The organism is Ramlibacter montanisoli (genome assembly GCF_013087525.1).
Taxonomy (GTDB): Bacteria; Pseudomonadota; Gammaproteobacteria; order Burkholderiales; family Burkholderiaceae_C; genus Ramlibacter; species Ramlibacter montanisoli.
This window is the reverse complement of sequence record NZ_JABFCS010000001.1, coordinates 2,402,479-2,422,410: the sequence shown is the minus strand read 5'-3', so window position 1 is coordinate 2,422,410 and position 19,932 is coordinate 2,402,479. Positions and strand designations below refer to the sequence as shown.

General features: G+C 70.6%; 15 protein-coding genes and 5 pseudogenes. 11 read left to right on the top strand and 9 right to left on the bottom strand.

The genetic code is table 11. The features are described 5' to 3' along the window. Positions 1–71 precede the first annotated feature (71 nt). Positions 72–1,335 (top strand): annotated as a pseudogene (locus HK415_RS11930) (putative Na+/H+ antiporter). An 81-nt stretch (positions 1,336–1,416) separates the two neighbouring features. On the opposite strand, the gene HK415_RS11925 reads toward HK415_RS11930, so the two are convergent. Further along, positions 1,417–3,192: a TRAP transporter large permease gene (locus tag HK415_RS11925; protein WP_171559439.1), complete on the bottom strand. Its 1,776-nt coding sequence runs from the start codon at positions 3,190–3,192 to the stop codon at positions 1,417–1,419. Between the two features lie 19 nt (positions 3,193–3,211). Beyond that, on the bottom strand, positions 3,212–3,823 hold the full coding sequence (locus tag HK415_RS11920) for a TRAP transporter small permease subunit (RefSeq protein WP_171559436.1): 612 nt from the start codon (positions 3,821–3,823) through the stop codon (positions 3,212–3,214). 199 nt (positions 3,824–4,022) lie between these two features. Between HK415_RS11920 and HK415_RS11915 the strand changes: the two genes are divergently transcribed. Next, positions 4,023–5,039 carry a DinB family protein gene (locus tag HK415_RS11915; protein ID WP_309246671.1) on the top strand — a complete coding sequence of 339 codons (1,017 nt, stop codon included), beginning with the start codon at positions 4,023–4,025 and terminating at the stop codon, positions 5,037–5,039. Further along, complete coding sequence (locus HK415_RS26335) at positions 4,976–5,236, top strand: SUMF1/EgtB/PvdO family nonheme iron enzyme (RefSeq protein ID WP_309246670.1); 261 nt, start codon at positions 4,976–4,978, stop codon at positions 5,234–5,236. Before HK415_RS11915 ends, HK415_RS26335 begins: the two co-directional genes overlap by 64 nt. Here the strand turns inward: HK415_RS26335 and HK415_RS11910 are convergent. Beyond that, on the bottom strand, positions 5,217–6,326 hold the full coding sequence (locus HK415_RS11910) for a substrate-binding domain-containing protein (protein WP_171559433.1): 1,110 nt from the start codon (positions 6,324–6,326) through the stop codon (positions 5,217–5,219). The two genes, HK415_RS26335 and HK415_RS11910, sit on opposite strands and share 20 nt — an antisense overlap. A gap of 99 nt (positions 6,327–6,425) precedes the next feature. Here HK415_RS11910 and HK415_RS11905 point away from each other — a divergent pair, with 99 nt between their 5' ends. From HK415_RS11905 to HK415_RS11895, 3 genes and pseudogenes are all read left to right on the top strand, one after another. Then, positions 6,426–7,157, top strand: coding sequence for an ABC transporter permease (locus HK415_RS11905; RefSeq protein WP_171559428.1), 732 nt, complete (start codon positions 6,426–6,428; stop codon positions 7,155–7,157). Further along, positions 7,154–7,851 (top strand): annotated as a pseudogene (locus HK415_RS11900) (ABC transporter ATP-binding protein). The gene HK415_RS11905 and the pseudogene HK415_RS11900 overlap by 4 nt, the downstream one beginning before the upstream one ends. Continuing rightward, entirely contained in the window at positions 7,848–8,642 is a 795-nt protein-coding gene (locus tag HK415_RS11895; RefSeq protein ID WP_171559423.1) for an ABC transporter substrate-binding protein, read from the top strand. Before HK415_RS11900 ends, HK415_RS11895 begins: the two are co-directional and overlap by 4 nt. Before the next feature lie 55 nt (positions 8,643–8,697). On the opposite strand, the pseudogene HK415_RS11890 reads toward HK415_RS11895, so the two are convergent. The 6 genes and pseudogenes from HK415_RS11890 to HK415_RS11870 all read right to left on the bottom strand — a co-directional run. After that, positions 8,698–10,158 (bottom strand): annotated as a pseudogene (locus HK415_RS11890) (ABC transporter permease/substrate-binding protein); the annotation flags it as partial. A 14-nt stretch (positions 10,159–10,172) separates the two neighbouring features. Then, positions 10,173–11,252, bottom strand: coding sequence for a molybdenum ABC transporter ATP-binding protein (gene modC / locus HK415_RS11885; RefSeq protein ID WP_171559418.1), 1,080 nt, complete (start codon positions 11,250–11,252; stop codon positions 10,173–10,175). Beyond that, a pseudogene (gene modB / locus HK415_RS11880) lies at positions 11,249–11,931 on the bottom strand (molybdate ABC transporter permease subunit). Before modB ends, modC begins: the two are co-directional and overlap by 4 nt. Before the next feature lie 6 nt (positions 11,932–11,937). Then, positions 11,938–12,680: pseudogene (gene modA, locus HK415_RS11875) on the bottom strand (molybdate ABC transporter substrate-binding protein). Between the two features lie 84 nt (positions 12,681–12,764). Next, positions 12,765–12,896 carry a helix-turn-helix domain-containing protein gene (locus HK415_RS26330; RefSeq protein ID WP_309246669.1) on the bottom strand — a complete coding sequence of 44 codons (132 nt, stop codon included), beginning with the start codon at positions 12,894–12,896 and terminating at the stop codon, positions 12,765–12,767. Next, positions 12,881–13,891, bottom strand: a complete 1,011-nt coding sequence (locus tag HK415_RS11870; RefSeq protein WP_309246668.1) for a sigma-54-dependent Fis family transcriptional regulator — start codon at positions 13,889–13,891, stop codon at positions 12,881–12,883. The genes HK415_RS26330 and HK415_RS11870 overlap by 16 nt, the downstream gene beginning before the upstream one ends. A 146-nt stretch (positions 13,892–14,037) precedes the next feature. Between HK415_RS11870 and HK415_RS11865 the strand changes: the two genes are divergently transcribed. The 5 genes from HK415_RS11865 to HK415_RS11845 all read left to right on the top strand — a co-directional run bounded on the left by HK415_RS11865 (position 14,038) and on the right by HK415_RS11845 (position 19,917). Further along, entirely contained in the window at positions 14,038–14,511 is a 474-nt protein-coding gene (locus tag HK415_RS11865) for a (2Fe-2S)-binding protein (RefSeq protein ID WP_171559415.1), read from the top strand. Positions 14,512–14,522: 11 nt separating this feature from the next. Then, on the top strand, positions 14,523–16,898 hold the full coding sequence (locus HK415_RS11860) for a xanthine dehydrogenase family protein molybdopterin-binding subunit (protein ID WP_171559412.1): 2,376 nt from the start codon (positions 14,523–14,525) through the stop codon (positions 16,896–16,898). 19 nt (positions 16,899–16,917) lie between these two features. Next, entirely contained in the window at positions 16,918–17,712 is a 795-nt protein-coding gene (locus HK415_RS11855) for an FAD binding domain-containing protein (RefSeq protein WP_171559408.1), read from the top strand. 107 nt (positions 17,713–17,819) lie between these two features. Then, on the top strand, positions 17,820–18,722 hold the full coding sequence (locus HK415_RS11850; protein ID WP_171559405.1) for an AAA family ATPase: 903 nt from the start codon (positions 17,820–17,822) through the stop codon (positions 18,720–18,722). Positions 18,723–18,735: 13 nt separating this feature from the next. Further along, positions 18,736–19,917: a vWA domain-containing protein gene (locus tag HK415_RS11845; RefSeq protein WP_171559402.1), complete on the top strand. Its 1,182-nt coding sequence runs from the start codon at positions 18,736–18,738 to the stop codon at positions 19,915–19,917. Positions 19,918–19,932: the final 15 nt, after the last annotated feature.

The following is a 19,932-nucleotide window of genomic DNA, read 5'->3' as shown; positions in this document are numbered from 1 at the left end:
GGGTGTTCCAGCGTCCGCCGGAGCAGGTTCATGCGCAGGTCGGGCCGCCGCGCGGGAATCCGCTCGCCCCCATGGAACAACTCCAGCAACCCGCCATCCGCTACGTCGCCGCCGCCCTGTTCGCCGCGGCCCTCCTGCACACCTTCAGCACCAAGTACTTCGAACGCCTGGCGCATCGCTTCCCGCGCCACGCGGGACTGCTGCACCTGCTCGGGGAGGTCGAGGTCGTCTTCGGCTTCTGGGCGATCGTCCTCGTGCTGTCGTTGGCGCTCCTGGGCGGCCCCGGCCTGGCCCTGCAGTACGCGGAGTCGCGCCAGTACACCGAGCCGCTGTTCGTGTTCGTGGTGATGGTGATCGCGGCGTCCCGCCCGGTGCTGGCCGGGGTGATGAAGCTCATGGAGGCCGTCGGCCGGTGTCTGCCGGTGCCGGCCGCGGTGGGCCAGGCCTGGCTGGGCCTGGCGGCGATCCCGCTGATCGGGTCCCTGATCACCGAACCGGCCGCGATGACGCTGGCGGCGCTGGTTCTGGCACCGCAGATCTTCCGTCCCGACCTGCCCGAACCCCGAAGTACTTCGCGCTGGGCGTGCTGTTCGTCAACGTCTCGATCGGCGGCACCCTGACTTCCTTCGCCGCACCGCCCGTGCTGATGGTGGCGGCCACCTGGGGCTGGGATTCGGCCTTCATGCTCACCACCTTCGGCTGGAAGGCCGCGCTCGCCGTGCTGCTCAATGCGACGCTGGCCGTCATGGTCCTGCGCCGCCATCTCGGCGCGGGTGCGGGGCCCGCCCGCCCGCCGATGCCGGAGACGCCGCTGGCGGTCACGGCCATCCATCTCGCCTTCCTGGCCGCGGTGGTCCTGCTGGCACACCACCCGGTCGCCTTCCTCGGCCTGTTCCTCATGTTCCTGGGATTCACGCAGGCCTACGAGAGGCACCAGGATCCATTGATCATCAAGGAGGCCCTGCTGGTGGCTTTCTTCCTGGCGGGACTGGTGGTGCTGGGGGATTGCAGCAGTGGTGGCTGCAGCCGGTGGTGTCCTCGCTGTCGCCCGGCGCCCTGTTCTTCGGCGCCATCGGCCTGACCGCGATCACCGACAACGCGGCGCTCACCTACCTGGGCTCGCTTATCGAGGGCATGTCGGAGGCCGCGAAGTACGCGCTCGTGGCCGGTGCGGTCGCGGGCGGCGGGCTTACGGTGATCGCCAACGCGCCCAATCCCGCGGGAGTGGCGCTGCTGAAGAAGGGCTTCGCCGACGAATCGATCGGCGCGCTGGGCCTGCTGCTCGGTGCCCTGCTGCCGACCGCGATCGCGGCCGCGGCGTTCCTGCTGCTGTAGCGGTCCGCGTCCAACGGAAAGGGCCCCGCAGGGCCCTTTTTCGATGGCATGTCATCCCGGGCCAGCCCCGGGATCCACGCTTCACTTCTTGAACAGGTCGTCGATCTTCTTCTGTTCTTCGTCGGCGGTCGCCTGCGCCGCCGAGGCCGCCTCGGCCGGGGTGGGCGCCGGTTGCAGGTCGTTCGGCGGGGCGAAGGGATCGTTGCCCGTGCCCTGCACGTCGGCCGGCATCTCGATCTTCACCTTGTCGAGGTCGATCTTCTCCTCGACGTCGCGCGAGACGATGCCCGGGAAGGCGATGATCAGGCCCACCATGATGATCTGGATGATCACGAAGGGCACCGCGCCCCAGTAGATCTGCCCGGTCGTCACAGGCGCGATTTCCTTGCGCGTGAGCCGGTCCACGTAGGCCTTGTCGGGCGCGACGCTGCGCAGGTAGAACAGCGCGAAGCCGAAGGGCGGGTGCATGAACGAGGTCTGCATGTTCACGCCCAGCAGCACGCCGAACCAGATCAGGTCGATGCCCAGCTTCTCGGCCACCGGGGCCAGCAGCGGCACCACGATGAAGGACAGCTCGAAGAAGTCCAGGAAGAAGGCCAGCAGGAAGATCAGGATGTTCACCACGATCAGGAAGCCGAGCTGGCCGCCGGGCAGCGAGGTGAGCAGGTGTTCCACCCAGCGCGGGCCGTCCACGCCCTGGAAGCTCAGGCTGAACACGGTGGCGCCGATCAGGATGAACACCACGAAGCAGGACAGCTTGGTGGTGGTGTTCAGCGCCTGCTTGAGCAGCGCGAAGGACAGGCGGCCGCGGGCCACCGCCATCACGAAGGCGCCCAGCGCGCCCATGGCGCCGCCTTCCGTAGGCGTCGCGATGCCCAGGAAGATGGTGCCCAGCACCAGGAAGATCAGCAGCAGCGGCGGGATCAGCACGAAGGTGACGCGTTCGGCCATGCGCGAAAGCAGGCCCAGGCGGGTCACCTTGTTGAACAGGGCGATCACGAACGCCAGCAGCACGCCCGCGCACAGCGAGACCACGATGGTTTCGTCGGTGGCGGCGGTCGTCACGCGCCCGTCGGTCCACCAGCTCACCACGCGTTCCCAGTTCTTGCCGAGCGTGATGGCGGCCGTGGTGGAGACGATGGTCAGGACCAGCAGCGAGGGCAGGCCGGTGGCGCCGTTGTCCTCGCGGATCGTGCGCGCTTCCAGCGGCAGCGCCGGAACCATCTTGGGGCGGAAGACCGCCAGCAGGATCACGTAGCCCGCGTACAGGCCGGTGAGCACGAAGCCGGGGATGAAGGCGCCCTTGTACATGTCGCCGACGCTGCGCCCGAGCTGGTCGGCCAGCACGATCAGCACCAGCGAGGGCGGGATGATCTGGGCCAGCGTGCCGGACGCGGCGATCACGCCGGAGGCGATGCGCCGGTCGTAGCCGTAGCGCAGCATGATGGGCAGCGAGATCAGGCCCATGGAGATCACCGAAGCGGCCACCACGCCCGTGGTGGCGGCGAGCAGCGCGCCCACGAAGATCACGGCCAGCGCCAGGCCGCCGCGCACCGGGCCGAACAGCTGGCCGATGGTGTCCAGCAGGTCCTCGGCCATGCCGCTGCGCTCGAGGATCAGCCCCATGAGCGTGAAGAAGGGAATGGCCAGCAGCGTGTCGTTCTGCATGATGCCGAAGATCCGCAGCGGCAGCGCCTGCAGCAGCGAGGTGGGCAGCACGCCCAGCTCGATGCCGATCCAGCCGAAGAACAGGCCGCAGGCGGCGAGGCTGAAGGCCACGGGGAAGCCGAGCAGCAGGAAGACGAACAGGCCCGCGAACATGATCGGGGCGAGGTTCTGCGCGATGAACTGGGTCATGTCTCTTGTCTCCGTCCGCTCAGGCGGCGGCGTTCTTGCGGGCTTCGGCCAGTTCCGCCTGGCGGCGGATTTCCTCCACCAGTTCTTCTTCGGGCGTCCGTCCCTGCAGCTTCACCGTCGGGTCGGGGATCAGGCCCTGCAGGAAGGCGATGCGCTTGACCAGTTCCGACAGGCCCTGCAGCATCAGCAGCGCGAAGCCGGTGGGAATCAGGATGTAGACCGGCCAGCGGATCAGGCCGCCCGCGTTGGACGACACCTCGCCGGAGCGGAAGCCCTGCAGGAAGAAGGGAATGCCGTAGTACAGGATGACCAGGCACATCGGCATCAGGAAGAAGGTGAAGCCCAGGATGTCGATCCAGATCTGCTTGCGCTTGGACAGCTTGCTGGAGATGACGTCGATCTTCACGTGCTCGCCATTGAGCAGCGTGTAGCCGGCAGCCAGCAGGAAGGCGCCGGCGAACAGGTACCACTGCACCTCGAGGTAGGCGTTCGAGCTGGTGTTGAAGATCTTGCGCACGAGGGCGTTGATGGCGCTGATCACGGTGGACCCGAGAATCAGCCAGATCACCCACTTGCCGACCTGGGCGTTGATCCAGTCGACCGCCCTGGAGAACTTCAGTAAAGCGCGCATGTTGTCTCCATCGGTGAGCCGGACGACCCCCGATTGTCAGGTAGAGTAAGAAGAAAGACCCGAAATTCTAGAAATACGGTCCGGGCCAACCTGACAGCATCGTGACAGCAGAGCTCCTGTGGCATTGGTGTTTGTACGGGTCGACGGGCCGCCGTGTTCCAGCATGTCCGCCGCACCTGCCGTCATCGACACTCCCCACATGCGCCGAGCGAGCCGCGAGCAGCTCTCGCTCGCGCTCATGGACGCGCGCAACTACACGCTGCAGATCCTGGCCCGGCTGGAGGAAGGCCTGGGCGAGGACGTGCGGGTTCCCCCGTCCCCCGACACGGTGCCGCCGCTGTGGCTGGCAGGCCATGTCGCCTGGCTCGCCGAGTACTGGATCGCGCGCAATCCGCAGCGCGGGCTGGGGCCCCGCTGCCCGGCCGACTGCGTGCGCCTGGCCTCGATCGAGCCGCAGGCCGATCAGTGGTTCGACCCGCGCCTGGCGCCGCACGAGGAGCGCTGGCAACTGCCGCTGCCCGATGCGAACGCCGTCAAGGCCTACCTGCTGGACACGCTGGAAACCACGCTGGAACTGCTGGAGCACACGGCCGACGAGGACGATGCGCTCTACTTCTACCGCATGGTGCTGTTCCACGAGGACCTGCGCGGCGAGGAACTGGTGACCATCGCGCAGACCGTGGGCGTGCCCCTCGGCCTGGCGCTGCCCACGGGCGTGGCGGCGCGTCCGGCGCTGCTGATGCCGGCCACCCGCTGGACGCTCGGCTGGTCCGAGGACGCGAGCTTCGCCCTCGACATCGAGCGCGGCCACGAGCCGGTGCAGGTGCCCGAGTTCGAGATCGACGCGCAGCCGGTGACCTGGGCGCAGTTCGTCGAGTTCATCGACGACGGCGGCTACGACCGCGAGGAGTTGTGGCACCCCCGCGGCTGGCAGTGGCTGCAGCGGGAGGCGCAACAGGAAGGCCGGCGCGGCCCGCGCCACGTGGAGCAGATCGGCGTGGCCAGCGGCGCGGTGCTGCAGACCATGTTCGGCAAGGCCACGCGCATGGGCGGCACGCAGGTGGTGATGCACGCGAACTGGTGGGAAGCGGATGCCTGGCGCGCTGGGCCGGCCGCCGCATCCCCACCGAGGCCGAATGGGAGATCGGTGCCATGCAGGGCGCGCGCCGCGGCTTCCGCTGGGGCGACGTGCGGGAATGGACCGCCGGCACGCTGAGGCCCTTCGCCGGCTACCGGCCCGACGCCTGGGCGCCGCATGCGGAGATGGACGTGGCCGGCGTGCTGAACGCCGCGCGCGTGCTGCGCGGCGCCTCCTTCGCCAGCCGCTCGCGCATGCGGCATCCGAAGGCGCGGGCCTGGGCGCTGCCGGAGCGGGACGAGGCTTTCGTGGGGTTCAGGACCTGCGCCTTGTGAGCGTCTTCGGCGGCAGGTCCCACCAGGGCAACTGCGCCTTCAGGCTCAACACCTCGCCGCTGCGCCAGGGTGCATACCCCGGCAGGGCCGCCAGTTGCTTGCGCCAGGCCTCGCCCTGCAGCAGCCGCCGCAGCGTCGCGATCGGCGGCGCGTCCAGCGCTTCCTTCAGGCACACCAGGTAGTAGCGTTCCTGCAGCAGCGGCACGAAGTCCAGGCCGCGGGCGCGGGCGGCGGCTTCGATGCCCAGGCCGGCGTCGGCGCTGCCGGAGGCGATGGCCTGCGCCACGGCGGCATGCGAGGGCTCCTCGCGCTCCTGTTCCTGCAGGTCGCTGGCGGCGATGCCGTCGCGCGCCAGCAGCTCGTCGCACAGCAGGCGCGTGCCGCTGCCCGGCGCGCGGTTCACGTAGCGGGCGCGGCGCCGCACGGCGTCGGCCATGGACTGCAGCTGCAGGGGATTGCCCGGCGCGAGCATCAGCCCCTGGCTGCGCTCGGCGAAGCCTATGAGCTTGTGCTGCCCCGGCTCCAGCAGGGGCTGGTACGTGCGCTGCGTGTGGCTGCCCAGCCCCGGCTGCTGCGAGCTGTGGAAGCCGGCCAGCGTGCAGCGGCCCGTGTTCAGCGCGGCGATGGCATCGACGCTGCCGCAAAAGCGCACGTCCAGGTGCAGCTGCGCCTCGTTCACCGCATAGGCCCTCAGCAGCGACAGCCCGTCGTCGTGGCTGGCGAACAGGGTGAGGACCTGGGCGCTGTCGTCGAAGGCCACCGCGAAGGCCCGTTCCAGTTCCGCCTGCAGGGCCTCGATCTGCGGCGCCAGCCGCGCCTGCGCCTGCCGCTCGGCCCACAGCAGCTTCTCGCCGAAGGGGGCCAGGCGCGCCCGCTGGCCCTTCTCCCAGACCAGCAGCGGATGCCCGAGCTGCGTCTCCCAGCGGCGCAGCTCGCCCCAGACATGCCGGTAGGAGAAACCCAGCGCCTTGGCCGCGCCGGAGATCGATCCCTCTTCCTGCACGGCATGCAGCAGGTCGATCAGCGCGTTGCGGACCCAGCCGTCCTGCCGGCGTGCGGCGAAGTCGTAGGAGAGTTCCACCTTGCGCATGGCTGCCAGTATGCGACAGCGCGGCGCGCCTATGCAGCCCCCTTCATAACTCGCAAGCCCCGGGGGCGGCGATCGTACGAACACGTAGCATGGCGCCCCATGAACACCTTCCAGGAGAGCCTGGCGCGCGCGTTGCAGCTGGTGGCGGGCGCGGATCCGCTGCTGTTTTCCATCGTCGGCCGCTCGCTCGCCGTCAGCGGACTGGCGTGCCTGATCGGCTGCGCGCTGGGGCTGGTGCTCGGCGGATGGCTGGGCGTGGCGCGCTTTCCAGCGCGCGGCGCGCTGGTGACCGTGCTGAACACGCTGCTGGCGGTGCCCTCGGTGGTGGTGGGACTGGTCGTGTACCTGCTGCTGTCCCGCTCGGGGCCGCTCGGTTTCCTCGGCTGGCTGTTCTCCTTCCAGGCCATGGTGGTCGCGCAGGTGCTGCTGGTGCTGCCCGTGTGCACCGCGCTCACCCGGCAGGTGGTGGAGGACGCGGACCGCGCCAACGGCGAACAGCTGCAGTCGCTGGGCGCGGGCGGCGGGCTGCGCAGCCTGCTGCTGGCCTTCGACGAGCGCTATGCGCTGCTGACGGTGCTGCTGGCCTGCTTCGGCCGGGCCGTGTCCGAAGTCGGCGCCGTGATGATCGTCGGCGGCAACATCGAAGGCTTCACCCGCGTGATGACGACGGCGATCGCGCTGGAGACCAGCAAGGGCGACCTGCCGCTGGCGCTCGCCCTGGGCCTGGTGCTGCTCGCCGTGGTGCTGGCGCTCAACGCCGTGATCGCGCTGGTGACGCGCTGGCGCGGCGCCCATGCCGAAGGCGTGGTGCTGGCGGGAGCGGCCGCATGATCCCGTGGGTGCAACTGCAGGGCGTGGACCTGCGCTACGGCACGGTGCGCGCGTTGAACGACGTGGACCTGCGCATCGCGGTCGGCGAGCGGGTCGCGATCATCGGCGCCAACGGCAGCGGCAAGAGCACGCTGCTGCGCGTGCTGCACGGCCTGCTGCGGCCCACCGAGGGCCGCGTGCAGCGCGAAGGCTCCATGCGCCAGGCGATGGTGTTCCAGCGGCCCTTCGCGCTGCGCATGACCGCGCTGTCCAACGTGGCGCTGGCGCTGTGGCTGCGCGGCACCGGCTGGCGCGATGCCAAGGACCAGGCGCTGCTGGCGCTGCGCAAGGTGGGCCTGGGCAGCATTGCCTTGCGCAACGCGCGCACGCTGTCCGGCGGGCAACTGCAGCGCCTCGCGCTGGCGCGCGCCTGGAGCCTGCAGCCGCACGTGCTGCTGCTGGACGAACCGACGGCGAGCCTCGATCCGCATGCCAAGCGCGAAGTGGAAGCGCTGATGGCGGACTTCGCCGAGTCCGGCACCACGCTGGTGTTCGCCAGCCACAACCTCGGCCAGGTCAAGCGCCTGGCCACCCGCGTGGTCTACATGGAGCAGGGCCGGGTGCTGGCCGACCTGCCGGTGCATGCCTTCTTCCATGGCGCGCTGGGGAGACCTCGCGCGAAGCCGAGATGTTCGTCAAGGGGGAACTGGGATGAAATTCCGCCGGCTCCTGGCTGCATGCGCTCTCGCGCTGGCCGCCACGGCTTCGATGGCCCAGTCCATCGTCATGGCGTCCACCACTTCGACGGAGCAGTCCGGCCTGTTCGGGCATCTCCTGCCGGCGTTCCAGCGCGCGACCGGGATCGCCGTGAAGGTGGTGGCGCTGGGCACCGGCCAGGCGATCGACATGGGGCGGCGCGGCGACGCCGACCTGCTGTTCGTGCACGACCAGGCGGCCGAGGAGAAGTTCGTGGCCGAGGGTTACGCCGAACAGCGGCATCCGGTGATGTACAACGATTTCGTGCTGGTGGGCCCGCAGCAGGACCCGGTGCAGGTGCGCGGCAAGGACGTGGTCGCCGCGCTGCGCAAGGTGTCGGCGGCCCACGCGCTGTTCGTCTCGCGCGGCGACAAGAGCGGCACGCATGCGGCGGAACTGCGCTACTGGGGCCTGGCGGGAGGCACGAAGGGCAGCGGCTACCGCGAATGCGGCTGCGGCATGGGCCCGGCGCTGAACATCGCGGCCTCCACCGGCGCCTACGCGCTGGCCGACCGCGGCACCTGGCTGAGCTTCCGCAACCGCGGCGGGCTGGCGGTGCTGGTCGAAGGCGACACGCGCCTGTTCAACCAGTACGGCGTGATGGTGGTCAGCCCGCGCCGGTTCGCGCACGTGAAGGCGGCGGAGGCGCAGAAGTTCGTAGACTGGATCGTGTCGCCGGCGGGGCAGGAGGCGATCGCGGCCTATCGCATCGACGGCAAGCAGCTGTTTTTCCCGAACGCCGCGCGCTAGTCCGGAAGCCTTGGCTTCCCGCCTGCGCGGGAATGACGGGGGCCACCCATCGCTCGATCCCGTCGAACAGCCACTGCATCGCCAGCGCCAGCAGCGCCGCCGGCACCGCGCCGGCCAGCATGAAGGCGGTGTCGTTGACGGCCAGTCCGGCGACGATGCGCTCCCCCAGGCCGCCGGCGCCGATGAAGGTGGCGACCGTCGCCATGCCCACGTTCCACACCGCGGCGGTCTTGATGCCGGCGAAGATCGCCGGCGCGGCCAGCGGCAGCTCGATGCCGCGCAGCACCTGTCCGTCGCGCAGGCCCAGCGCCAGGCCCGCCTGCCGCATGCCCAGGGGCAGCGACGCGAGGCCCGCGTGCGTGTTGCGCACGATCGGCAGCAGCGCATAGACCGACAGCGCGAGCAGCGCCGGCACGAAGCCGATCGCGCCGACGATCGCGATCAGGAATGCCAGCAGGGCGAGCGAGGGCACCGTCTGCACGATGCCGACCGCGGCCATCACCCAGGCAGCCAGCCTCGGCCGCCGGTGGGCCAGCACACCGAGCGGGATGCCGATCACCACCGCGATGGCCAGCGACGCGAATACCAGCACCAGGTGCTCGCGCAGCAGCCGCGGCAGGTCGGGTGCGAACAGGCGGTCCAGGAAACCGGGCTGGCGGGACGCGGCGGGCTTCACCCGCGCCAGGAAGTCGCGCGCCACCGCCTCGAAGGAGCGGCCGTCGATTTCCACCTGCGCATTCAGCGCCCGCATGGTGGCGTCGTCGATGCGGCCGTTCAGTGCCGCCGCCAGCGGGCGCTCGTCCACCGAGGACCGCATCAGCAGCACCGCGTCGTAGCGCGGGAAGAAGGCACGGTCGTCGCGCAGCACGCGCAGGCCCAGGCGCGCGATCTGCGCGTCGGTGCCATAGGCGTCGATCACGTCCACCTGGCCGGCCGCCAGTGCCTGGTAGGCGAGGCCGTGGTCCAGGCCGCTACCGGGTGTGAAGGGCAGGCCGTAGGCGCGCTGCAAGGCGGGCCAGCCGTCGGCGCGCACCAGGAACTCGTGCGACAGGCCGAGCCGCAGCGCGGCTTTGCTGCGCGCCAGGTCGGAGATCGTCGCGATGCCCAGGCGCGCCGCATCGGCCTCGCGCATGGCCAGCGCATAGCTGTTGTTGAAGCCGAGCGGCACTGAGGCCTTCAGGCCGCGCGGCGCCAGCCAGGCATTGAGCTCCTCCAGCGAAGGCGAGCCCTCCTTCTTCAGCAGCTCGCGCACGATGGTGCCCGTGTATTCGGGATACAGGTCGATGCTGCCGTTGGCCAGCGCCTGCTCCATCACCGCGGTGTTGCCCAGGCCCTGCCGGTGCTGCGCGGGCACGCCGGCATCGGCCAGCACCTGGCGCACGATCTCGCCGAGCACGTAGCTTTCGGTGAAGCGCTTGGAGCCGACCACCACCGCCTGCGCGGCGGCCGCGAACGCGAGCAGCCACAGGGCGAGCGCACAGCGCCAGATCGTGGGGGTCTTCACGGCCGTCGGCATCGCCGCAGTATCGTTCAGACGACCAGCGCCGCCGATTTCACCTGCGCCCACACGGGCGTGCCTGCGGACAGCGCCAGCGCGTCCACGGCCCGGGCGGTGATCCGGGCCAGCAGCAGCGAGCGGCCGCAGGCGAGCTGCACCACGGCCTGCGAGCCGTGGGCGCCGGGCGCGATGGCCCGCACGGTGCAGGGCAGCACGTTCTGGATGCTGCTGCGCTCCGGCGGCACCAGCGCCAGGCTGACGTCGCGCGCCAGCACCCGCACGCGCACCGCATGGCCCGCGGCCAGCCCTGCGTCCGCGACCCACAAAGCGCCGCCGTCGAAGTCCACCCGCGCGAGCTGCCAGCGCGCGTCGCGCTCGCCGATGGTGGCGTGCAGCAGCGCGCCCGCTTCCTCGCCCGGGATGGCGGGCAGGTCGATCCGCGCGAGCGTCTCGGCCAGCGGGCCGGCCGCGCGTACCTTGCCCTCGTCCAGCAGCAGCAGGTGGTCGGCCAGCCGCGCGACCTCCTCGCCCGAGTGCGTCACGTACAGCATGGGGATGCGCAATTCGTCGCGCAGCTTCTCCAGCCAGGGCAGGATCTCGCGCCGCCGCGCGTAGTCCACGGCGGCCAGTGGCTCGTCCAGCAGCAGGATGCGCGGCTGCGTCGCGAGCGCGCGGGCGATCGCCACGCGCTGGCGCTCGCCGCCTGAGAGCTGGTGCGGCCGGCGATCGAGCAGCTGGGCGATCCCCAGCAAGGCCAGCAGGTCGTGCAGGTCCGAAGACTTGCTGCCCGAGCGCTCCTGCCCGAAGGCGAGATTGGCCCGCACGTCCAGGTGATCGAACAGGCTCGCTTCCTGGAACACGTAGCCCAGGGGCCGCTGCCAGGTCGGGAGGAACACGCCCGCGCCGCTGTCCTGCCAGGTCTTGCCGGCGATGCGTACGCGCGCGTCCTGCGCCCTTTCCAGGCCGGCCACGCAGCGCAGAAGGGTCGTCTTGCCGGAGCCGGACGGCCCCGCGATCGCGGTGATCCCGCGCCCCGGCAGCGACACGTCCACATCGAGCAGGAAGTCCTGTCGCGGCAGCCGAACGCGCAGATCGATGGCGTCCGCGCTCATCCCAGCACCCGCACGCTGCGGCGGTTCAGGCGGGCCAGCGCCAGCAGCACCAGTAAGGAGAACAGCAACATGCCGGCCGACAGCCAGTGCGCCTGCGTGTATTCCAGTGCCTCGACGTGGCCGTAGATCTGCGTGGACACCACGCGCGTGCGCTCGGGAATGTTGCCGCCGATCATCAGCACCACGCCGAATTCGCCGACGGTGTGCGCGAAGCTCAGCACCGCCGCCTGCACGATGCCGCCGCGCGCCAGCGGCAGCACCACGTGGAAGAAGGTGTCCAGCGGGCCCGCGCGCAGCGTCGCGGCCACTTCCAGCGGCCGCCGCCCCACGCCTTCGAAGGCGTGCTGCAGCGGCTGCACCGCGAAGGGCAGCGAATAGAGGATGGATCCCAGCAGCAGCCCCCGAAGGTGAAAGGCAGCAGCCCGATGCCCAGCGCCTCGGTCAGCTGCCCGCCCCAGCCGCGCGGGCCGAAGGCCACCAGCAGGTAGAAGCCCAGCACGGTCGGCGGCAGCACCAGGGGCAGGGCGACGATCGCGGCCACCGAGCTGCGCCAGCGCGAGCGCGTCCGCGCCAGCCACCAGGCCAGCGGCGTGGACAGCAGCAGCAGCAGGAGGGTCGTCGCCGTTGCGAGCTTGAAGGTGAGCCAGATCGCCTGCAGGTCGCTGGAGCTGAACGCCATGCAGGGTCAGAAGGTGTAGCCGGCGTTGCGCAGGATCGCGCGCGCCGCGTTGCCGCGCAGGTAGGTGAGGAAGGCGACCGCGGCGGGATTGCCGGCACCGGTGTTCAGCAGCACGGCGTCCTGCAGCAGCGGCGGATAGAGCGGCCCCGGCACCACCCAGCCGGAGCCGCGCGCCACCCGCCCCAGCTCCGCGACCTGCGCCAGCGCGACGAAGCCGATGCGGGCGTTGCCGCTGGCCACGAACTGGTGGGCCTGGCCGATGCTCTCGCCTTGCACCAGGTGCGGCTGCCAGGCCTGCAGCACGCCCATCTTCTCCAGCATCGCCATGGCGGCGGCGCCGTAGGGCGCTACGCGCGGGTCGGCGATCGCCAGCTTGCCTTCCGGCGGCCGGCGCAGGATCTCGCCGCGCGGATCGACCACGCCCTCGGCCGCGCTCCACAGGACGAGGCGGCCGATGGCGTAGGTGAAGCGGGTGTCGCCGCGCGCCAGCCTTCGGCCACCAGCTTGCGCGGCGTTTCCTCGTCGGCGGCCAGCAGCACCTCGAAGGGCGCGCCGTTGCGGATCTGCGTGTGCAGCTTGCCGGTGGAGCCCAGCGACACGACGGCGCGGTGGCCGGTGTCGCGGGCGAAGGCGGCGGCGATCCGCTGGATGGTGTTGCCCAGGTTGGCGGCGGCGGCCACCTGCACGTCGCCCGCCCGCGCGCAACCGGCGGCGAGCAGGGCGGCGAGGAGGAGGGCGCGGCGGATCATGGGCGACTGTCGAGCAAGTGGTTGACCGGGAGTATAGGAAGGCCGCCGCCTGCCGCTGCTGCGCGTTGGTCGGACGCGCCCCGATCAGCCCTTGACCGTGGGCTTCAGCGCCAGCTTGCGGTAGACGGTGGCGCGGCTGATGCCCAGGGCCCGCGCCGCTTCCATCACGTTGCCGCGCGCGTCGCTCACCGCCTTGCGGATCAGGGCGATCTCCACGTCGCGCAGCGGCAGCCGCGAGGGCCGCCGGCGCGCGGCTCGCCCGCGGGCTGCGCCACGCAGGCCAGGTGCAGGCCGGACCACAGGGCCACGTCCACCGGCACCTGCTCGGCGTGCCGCGCCAGGTCGAACAACGGTTCCCAGGGCTGCGCGAACAGCTCGCTGCAATGGACCGGATTTCCTGCGCCTTCCGCCAGCGCGGACAGCATCTGGCGGGCGGCGCTGTTGCTGCCGGTGACCCAGCCGTCGCCGTCCAGCGTCAGCAGGCCGTCGTCGTCCTCGCCCAGCAGCCGCCCGGGCCAGTTCAGGCGCAGGACGATGCGGTGCGGCCGCGACAGGGCCAGCGCGTTCTCGATGCTGCGGGCCGACTGCGTGACCAGGTGTTTCAATTCCGGCCGCTCCGCCGCGTCGATGCCGGTGAGATCCAGCATGCCCACGCAAGCGCCGTCCGGGCCGAACAGCGGCGCGCCGGCGCAGCTGTAGCAGCTGGTGTCCTGGAAGAAGTGCTCGCCCCGGTGCAGCCACACCGGCTGCAGTTCCGCGAGCGTGGCGCCGATCGAGGTGGTGCCCACGCTGCGCTCGGACAGGTCCACCCCGATGCGCGCGATCAGCGTGGCGCGCGGATCGTCGCGATCGACCGGCCCGTGCGCGTCCACCACCACGCCGTCCCGGTTGGTGAGGATGGCGAAATAGCGCGTGCTGGCGATCGCACGGCCGAGCTGCTCGAGCACCGGCCGCGCGGCGTCCACCAGCAGGTGGTTCGCTTCCGCGGTGCGCCGCATCTGCTGCGCCGACACGACATCGAAAGTGACCGGGTCCTGCGGCCGCAGCCCGCTGGTGAGGCAGCGCCGCCAGGAGCGCTCGATCCACGCCTGCTCGTACCAGCCACCGATGAGCACGTCGGTCATCGAGCGGCCTTCCTCCATCACGGCCTGGCGCGCGCGTGCGATCTGGCGGAGGCGGGCTTCGCCGTCGTGGGCGGCGGGGACGGTCATGCGTGCGCTCCTGCGGTGCGGAGTGCGCATTGTTCCATTTTGAGAATTTCCCGCCAGCCCCTGGTCAACCTAGGGTTACGCCCTAGCAGGGCCCCAGGGGGCGAATCCAACAATGCCCCTCCCGGAGTCCGCACAGGAGACAGACGATGCTGGTATCACTCAAGGTCAACGGCAAGGCGGCGAGCGTCGACGTCGCCCCCAACACACTGCTGGTCACCGCGATCCGGGAGCACCTGAAGCTCACCGGCACCCACGTGGGCTGCGACACCGCGCAGTGCGGTGCCTGCACCGTCCTCGTGAACGGGCGCGCCGTCAAGTCCTGCAACACCCTGGCCGCGCAGCACCCCGGCGCCGAGATCACCACGATCGAAGGCCTCGCCAAGGCGGACGGGACCATGCACCCGATGCAGGCGGCCTTCAAGGAGTGCCACGGCCTGCAATGCGGCTTCTGCACGCCCGGCATGGTGCTGAGCGCGCTCGACCTGTGCCAGCGCCATCCCAACGCGGGGGAGACCGAGATCCGCGAGCAGCTGGAAGGCAACCTGTGCCGCTGCACCGGCTACCAGAACATCGTCAAGGCCGTGCAGCAGGGTCAGGCTGCGCTGGCCGGAAAGCCCTGAGGAGACAAGCCATGGGTGCATCCGACAACTTCGCGAAGCTGCCGCACATCGGCGAGGCCGTCCGCCGCAAGGAGGACTACCGCTTCCTCACCGGCAGCGGCCAGTACACCGACGACATCAACCTGGGCAACCAGCGCTACGCCGTGTTCGTGCGCTCGCCGCATGCGCACGCCAACATCCGCAGCGTCGACACCTCGCGCGCCGAGGCCATGCCGGGCGTGGCCAAGGTGTTCACCGGCCAGGACATCGCCGGCAAGATGAACGGGCTGCCCTGCGGCTGGCTGATCACCAGCACCGACGGCACGCCCATGAAGGAGCCGCCGCACCCGGTTCTGGCGCAGGGCAAGGTGCGCTACGTCGGCGACCACGTGGCCATGGTGGTGGCCGACACGCTGGAGCAGGCGCGCAACGCCGCCGAAGCGGTGGACGTCGATTACGACGTGCTGTCCGCCGTGGTGGACGTGCGCGATGCGGCCAAGGCCACGCCGCTGCACGACGCGGCACCGGACAACCGCTGCTACAAGTGGGCGATCGGCGACAAGGCGGCGGTGGACGCGGTGTTCGCCAAGGCGGCCAAGGTCAGCAAGATAGACCTCACCAACAACCGGCTGATCCCCAACGCACTCGAGCCGCGTTCGGCCATCGGCAGCTTCAACCGCGCCAACGACGAATACACGCTCTACGTCGCCAACCAGAACCCGCACGTCGAGCGCCTGCTGATGACGGCCTTCGTGCTGGGCCTGCCGGAACACAAGGTGCGCGTGATCGCGCCCGACGTGGGCGGCGGCTTCGGCTCCAAGATCTTCCTGTACGCGGAGGACGTGGCGCTGACCTGGGCCGCCAAGCAGCTCAATTGCGCCATCAAGTGGACGGCCGACCGCAGCGAATCCTTCCTGTCCGACGCACATGGCCGCGACCACGTGACGCATGCCGAGATGGCGATGGACAGCCAGGGCAAGTTCCTGGCGCTGCGCGTACACACCGACGCCAACCTGGGCGCCTACCTCTCCACGTTCTCGACCGCCGTGCCGACCATCCTCTACGCCACGCTGCTGGCGGGCCAGTACACGACGCCGCAGATCTACGTGGAGGTCGACGCCTGGTTCACCAACACCGCGCCGGTGGACGCCTACCGCGGGGCGGGCCGGCCGGAGGCGACCTACCTGCTGGAGCGGCTGGTGACGCGCTGCGCCTGGGACCTGGGGCTGCCGCAGGACGAGATCCGCGAGCGCAACATGATCACGAGCTTCCCCTACCAGACGCCGGTGGCGCTGCAGTACGACACGGGCGACTACCTCGCGGCCCTGTTCAAGGCGAACGCGCTGGCCGACGTCAAGGGCTTCGAGCAGCGGCGCAAGGCCAGCGAAGCCAAGGGCTTGAAGCGCGGCATGGGCTACAGCAGCTACATCGAGGCCTGCGGCATCGCGCCGTCCAACATCGCCGGTGCGCTCGGTGCGCGCGCGGGCCTGTTCGAGTGCGGCGAGATCCGGGTGCACCCGACCGGCAGCGTCACGGTGTTCACCGGCTCGCACAGCCACGGCCAGGGCCACGAGACGACCTTCGCGCAGGTCGTCGCCGCGCGCCTCGGGATCCCGGTGGAGAACGTGGACGTGGTGCACGGTGACACCGGCCGCGTGCCCTTCGGCATGGGCACCTACGGCTCGCGCTCGATCAGCGTCGGTGGCGCGGCGATCATGCGCGCGCTGGACAAGATCGAGACCAAGGCCAAGAAGATCGCGGCGCACCTGATGGAAGCGGGCGACGGCGACGTCGAGTTCAGCAACGGCGAGTTCCGCATCAAGGGCACCGACAAGAAGGTGAGCTTCGGGCAGGTGGCGCTGACGGCCTACGTGCCGCACAACTACCCGCTGGACAAGCTGGAGCCGGGCCTGAACGAGACCGCCTTCTACGACCCGACCAACTTCACCTTCCCCGCGGGCACCTACATCTGCGAGGTGGAGGTGGACCCCGCCACCGGCCAGGTGCGGGTCGATCGCTTCACGGCGGTGGACGACTTCGGCACCATCATCAACCCGATGATCGTCGAGGGCCAGGTGCACGGCGGCGTGGCGCAGGGCATCGGCCAGGCGTTGCTGGAACAGTGCGTGTACGACAAGGACACCGGCCAGCTGCTGACCGGCTCCTTCATGGACTACGCCATGCCGCGCGCCAGCGACTTCCCGCAGTTCAAGCTGGACACCGTGTGCACGCCCTGCACGCACAACCCGCTGGGCACCAAGGGCTGCGGCGAGGCCGGCGCGATCGGCTCGCCGCCGGCGGTGATCAACGCGGTGCTCGATGCCCTGAAGGACCTGGGCGTGCAGGACCTCGACATGCCCGCCACGCCCAGCCGGGTGTGGGAAGCCATCCAGGCCGCGAAGCCCTGAACCCGAAGGAGACCAAGACATGTATGCATTCACCTTCGAACGTCCGGCCTCGCTGGCCGACGCGCAGCGCGCCGCGCAGGCCGGCGGCACCAAGGTCCTGGCCGGTGGGCAGACGCTGCTGGCCTCGATGAAGCTGCGGCTGGCCAATCCCGAGAAGCTGGTCGATCTCGGCGGCATCGCCGAACTCTCCGGCATCCGCCGCGAGGGCAACGCGCTGGTGATCGGCGCGATGACCCGCCATGCCGACGTCGCCGCCAGCAAGGACGTGCAATCGGCGATCCCGGCGCTGGCCGAACTGGCCGGCGGCATCGGCGACCGCCAGGTCCGCGCGATGGGCACCATCGGCGGCTCGCTGGCGAACAACGATCCCTCGGCCTGCTATCCGGCCGGCGTGCTGGCGCTGAACGGGACGATCCAGACCACCAAGCGCAAGATCCCGGCCGACCAGTTCTTCACCGGCATGTTCACCACCGCGCTGGAGGACGGTGAACTGATCACGTCCGTGATCATCCCGGCCGCGAAGAAGGCGGCCTACATCAAGTTCAAGCAGCCGGCCTCGCGCTTCGCGCTGATCGGCGTCTGCGTCGCGCAGACCGACAGCGGCGTGCGCGTCGCGATCACCGGCGGCGGCAGCGGCGTGTTCCGGCACGCGGGGCTGGAGCAGGCGCTGGCCAAGAGCTTCACGCCCGAGGCGGCGGCCGCGGTGAAGATCGATGCGGGCGAGCTGTCGGCGGATTTGCATGCGAGTGCGGCGTATCGGGCGAACCTGATCTCGGTCCTCACGCAGCGGGCGGTGCGCCAGGCGCTGGGCTGACGCTCCTTTACTCCCTCCCCTCCGGGGGAGGGCGGGGGTGGCGGCGCTCCCCGGACGCAGCGCCCCCACCCCAACCCTCCCCGGAGGGGGAGGGGGACAATACATCCATGACCCTGCCTTCGATCGACGCGCTGCAGCAGTCCCTCCGCGACGCCGGCTACTTCGCCGAGCGCCGCCTCGCCACCGCCGTCTTCCTCGCCCTCAAGCTGCAGCGCCCGCTGCTGCTCGAAGGCGAGCCCGGCGTCGGCAAGACGGAGCTCGCCAAGGCACTTGCCGTCGCCCTGCAACGCACGCTGCTGCGCCTGCAGTGCTACGACGGCCTGGAGCTGCGCGAGGCGCTCTACGAATGGAACTACGCCGCGCAACTGCTGCTGCACATGCGGGCCGTCGAGGGCAAGGAGAGCACCGACCAGATCGAGCGTGAGGTCTACCAGGACCGCTACCTGATCCGCCGCCCGCTGCTGCAGGCGCTGCAGGCGCCCGAGCCCGGCGCGGTGCTGCTGATCGACGAGGTGGACCGCGCCGACGAGCCCTTCGAGGCCTTCCTGCTGGAATACCTCGGTGAGTACCAGGTCAGCATCCCGGAGATCGGGACCATCCGCGCGCGGGCCACGCCGGTGACCATCCTCACCAGCAACCGCACGCGCGAGCTGAACGACGCGGTCAAGCGCCGCTGCCTGTACCACTGGCTGGACTACCCGGAGCGCGAACGCGAACTGGCCATCGTGCGGGCGCGGGTGCCCGAAGCCAGCGAGGCGCTGTCCAGGCAGGTGGCGGAGTTCGTCGGCCGCCTGCGCAGCCAGCCCTTCGCCAATGCCTTCCAGCGCGCGCCCGGCATCGCCGAAAGCGTCGAATGGGCCAAGGCGCTGGTGGCGCTGGACACGCTGGCGCTGGACCCGGAGATCGTGAGCGACACCGCCGGCATCCTGTTCAAGCAGCGCGAGGACGTCGCCGCGCTCACGCGCGACCTCGCCGGCGAGCTGCTCAAGCCGCAGGCGGAACCCGCCTGAAGCGCGCCGCGGCATGACGCCCCTCGGTGACGCCCGCAGCGGGAAACTCGCCGACAACATCGCCGGCTTCGGCCGCGCCCTGCGCCGCGCCGGCCTGCGCGTGGACAGCGCGCGCATCGGCCTGGCGCAGGAGGCCGCGCAGCTGGTCGGCGTGCAGGACAAGCAGGACCTGGCCGCGGCGATGGAAGCCGTGCTGGTCAGCCGCGAACAGGAGCGCGGCGTGTTCCGCGAACTGTTCGATGCCTACTTCCGCGATCCCGAGATCGCGCACAAGCTGCTGGCGCAGATGCTGCCCTCGGCCGAGGGCAAGGCCGAGCCCTCCAAGCGGAGGCCGCGGGTGAGCGAGGCGCTGGCGCCGCAGAAGCGCTTCGGCGGCGGCGAACGCAAGCCGGACAAGGAAGTGGAGTTCGATGCGGCCATGACCGCCAGCGACCTCGATCGCCTGAAGCACGCCGACTTCAACGGCCTCTCGGCCAGCGAGTTCCACCTGGTCGAACGGCTGGCGCGCGACATCGCGCTGCCGGTGCCCGAGTTCGAGATGCGCCGCATGCGGCCCGGCATGCGCGGCCCGCAATTGCACTGGTCGCGCTCGCTGCGGCAGGCCGCGCAGACCGGCGGCGAGCTGATGGTGCTGCGGCGCATGCAGCGCAGCCGCGAGCCCTTGCCGCTGCTGGTGCTGGTGGACATCTCCGGCTCGATGGAGCGCTACGCGCGCCTGCTGCTCGCCTTCCTGCACGCCGCCACGCGCGCGCACCGCCGGCGCGACGTGTTCGCCTTCGGCACGCAGCTCACCGACCTCACGCCCGCCTTCCGGCTCGCCGACAGCGACGACATGCTGGCCGCGGCCAGCGCTGCCATCGCCGACTATGCCGGCGGCACCCGCTTGGGCGAATCGCTCGCCACGCTGCGCCAGCGCCATGCGCGCCGGCTGGTAGGCCGCCGCACGCTGGTGCTCATCATCAGCGACGGCCTGGACACCGGCGAGCCCGAGGACCTGTCGCGCGAGCTCGACTGGCTGACGCACCGCTGTCGCCGGCTCCTGTGGCTGAACCCGTTACTGCGCTTCGAAGGCTATGCTCCGCTGGCGCGCGGCGCGGCGGTGCTGCACCGGCACGCGCACGCCATGCTGCCCGTGCACAACCTGGCCCGGCTGCAGGACCTGGCGGGCAGCCTCGCCGCGCTGCTGCACAAGTAGAACGAAGAAAGACGA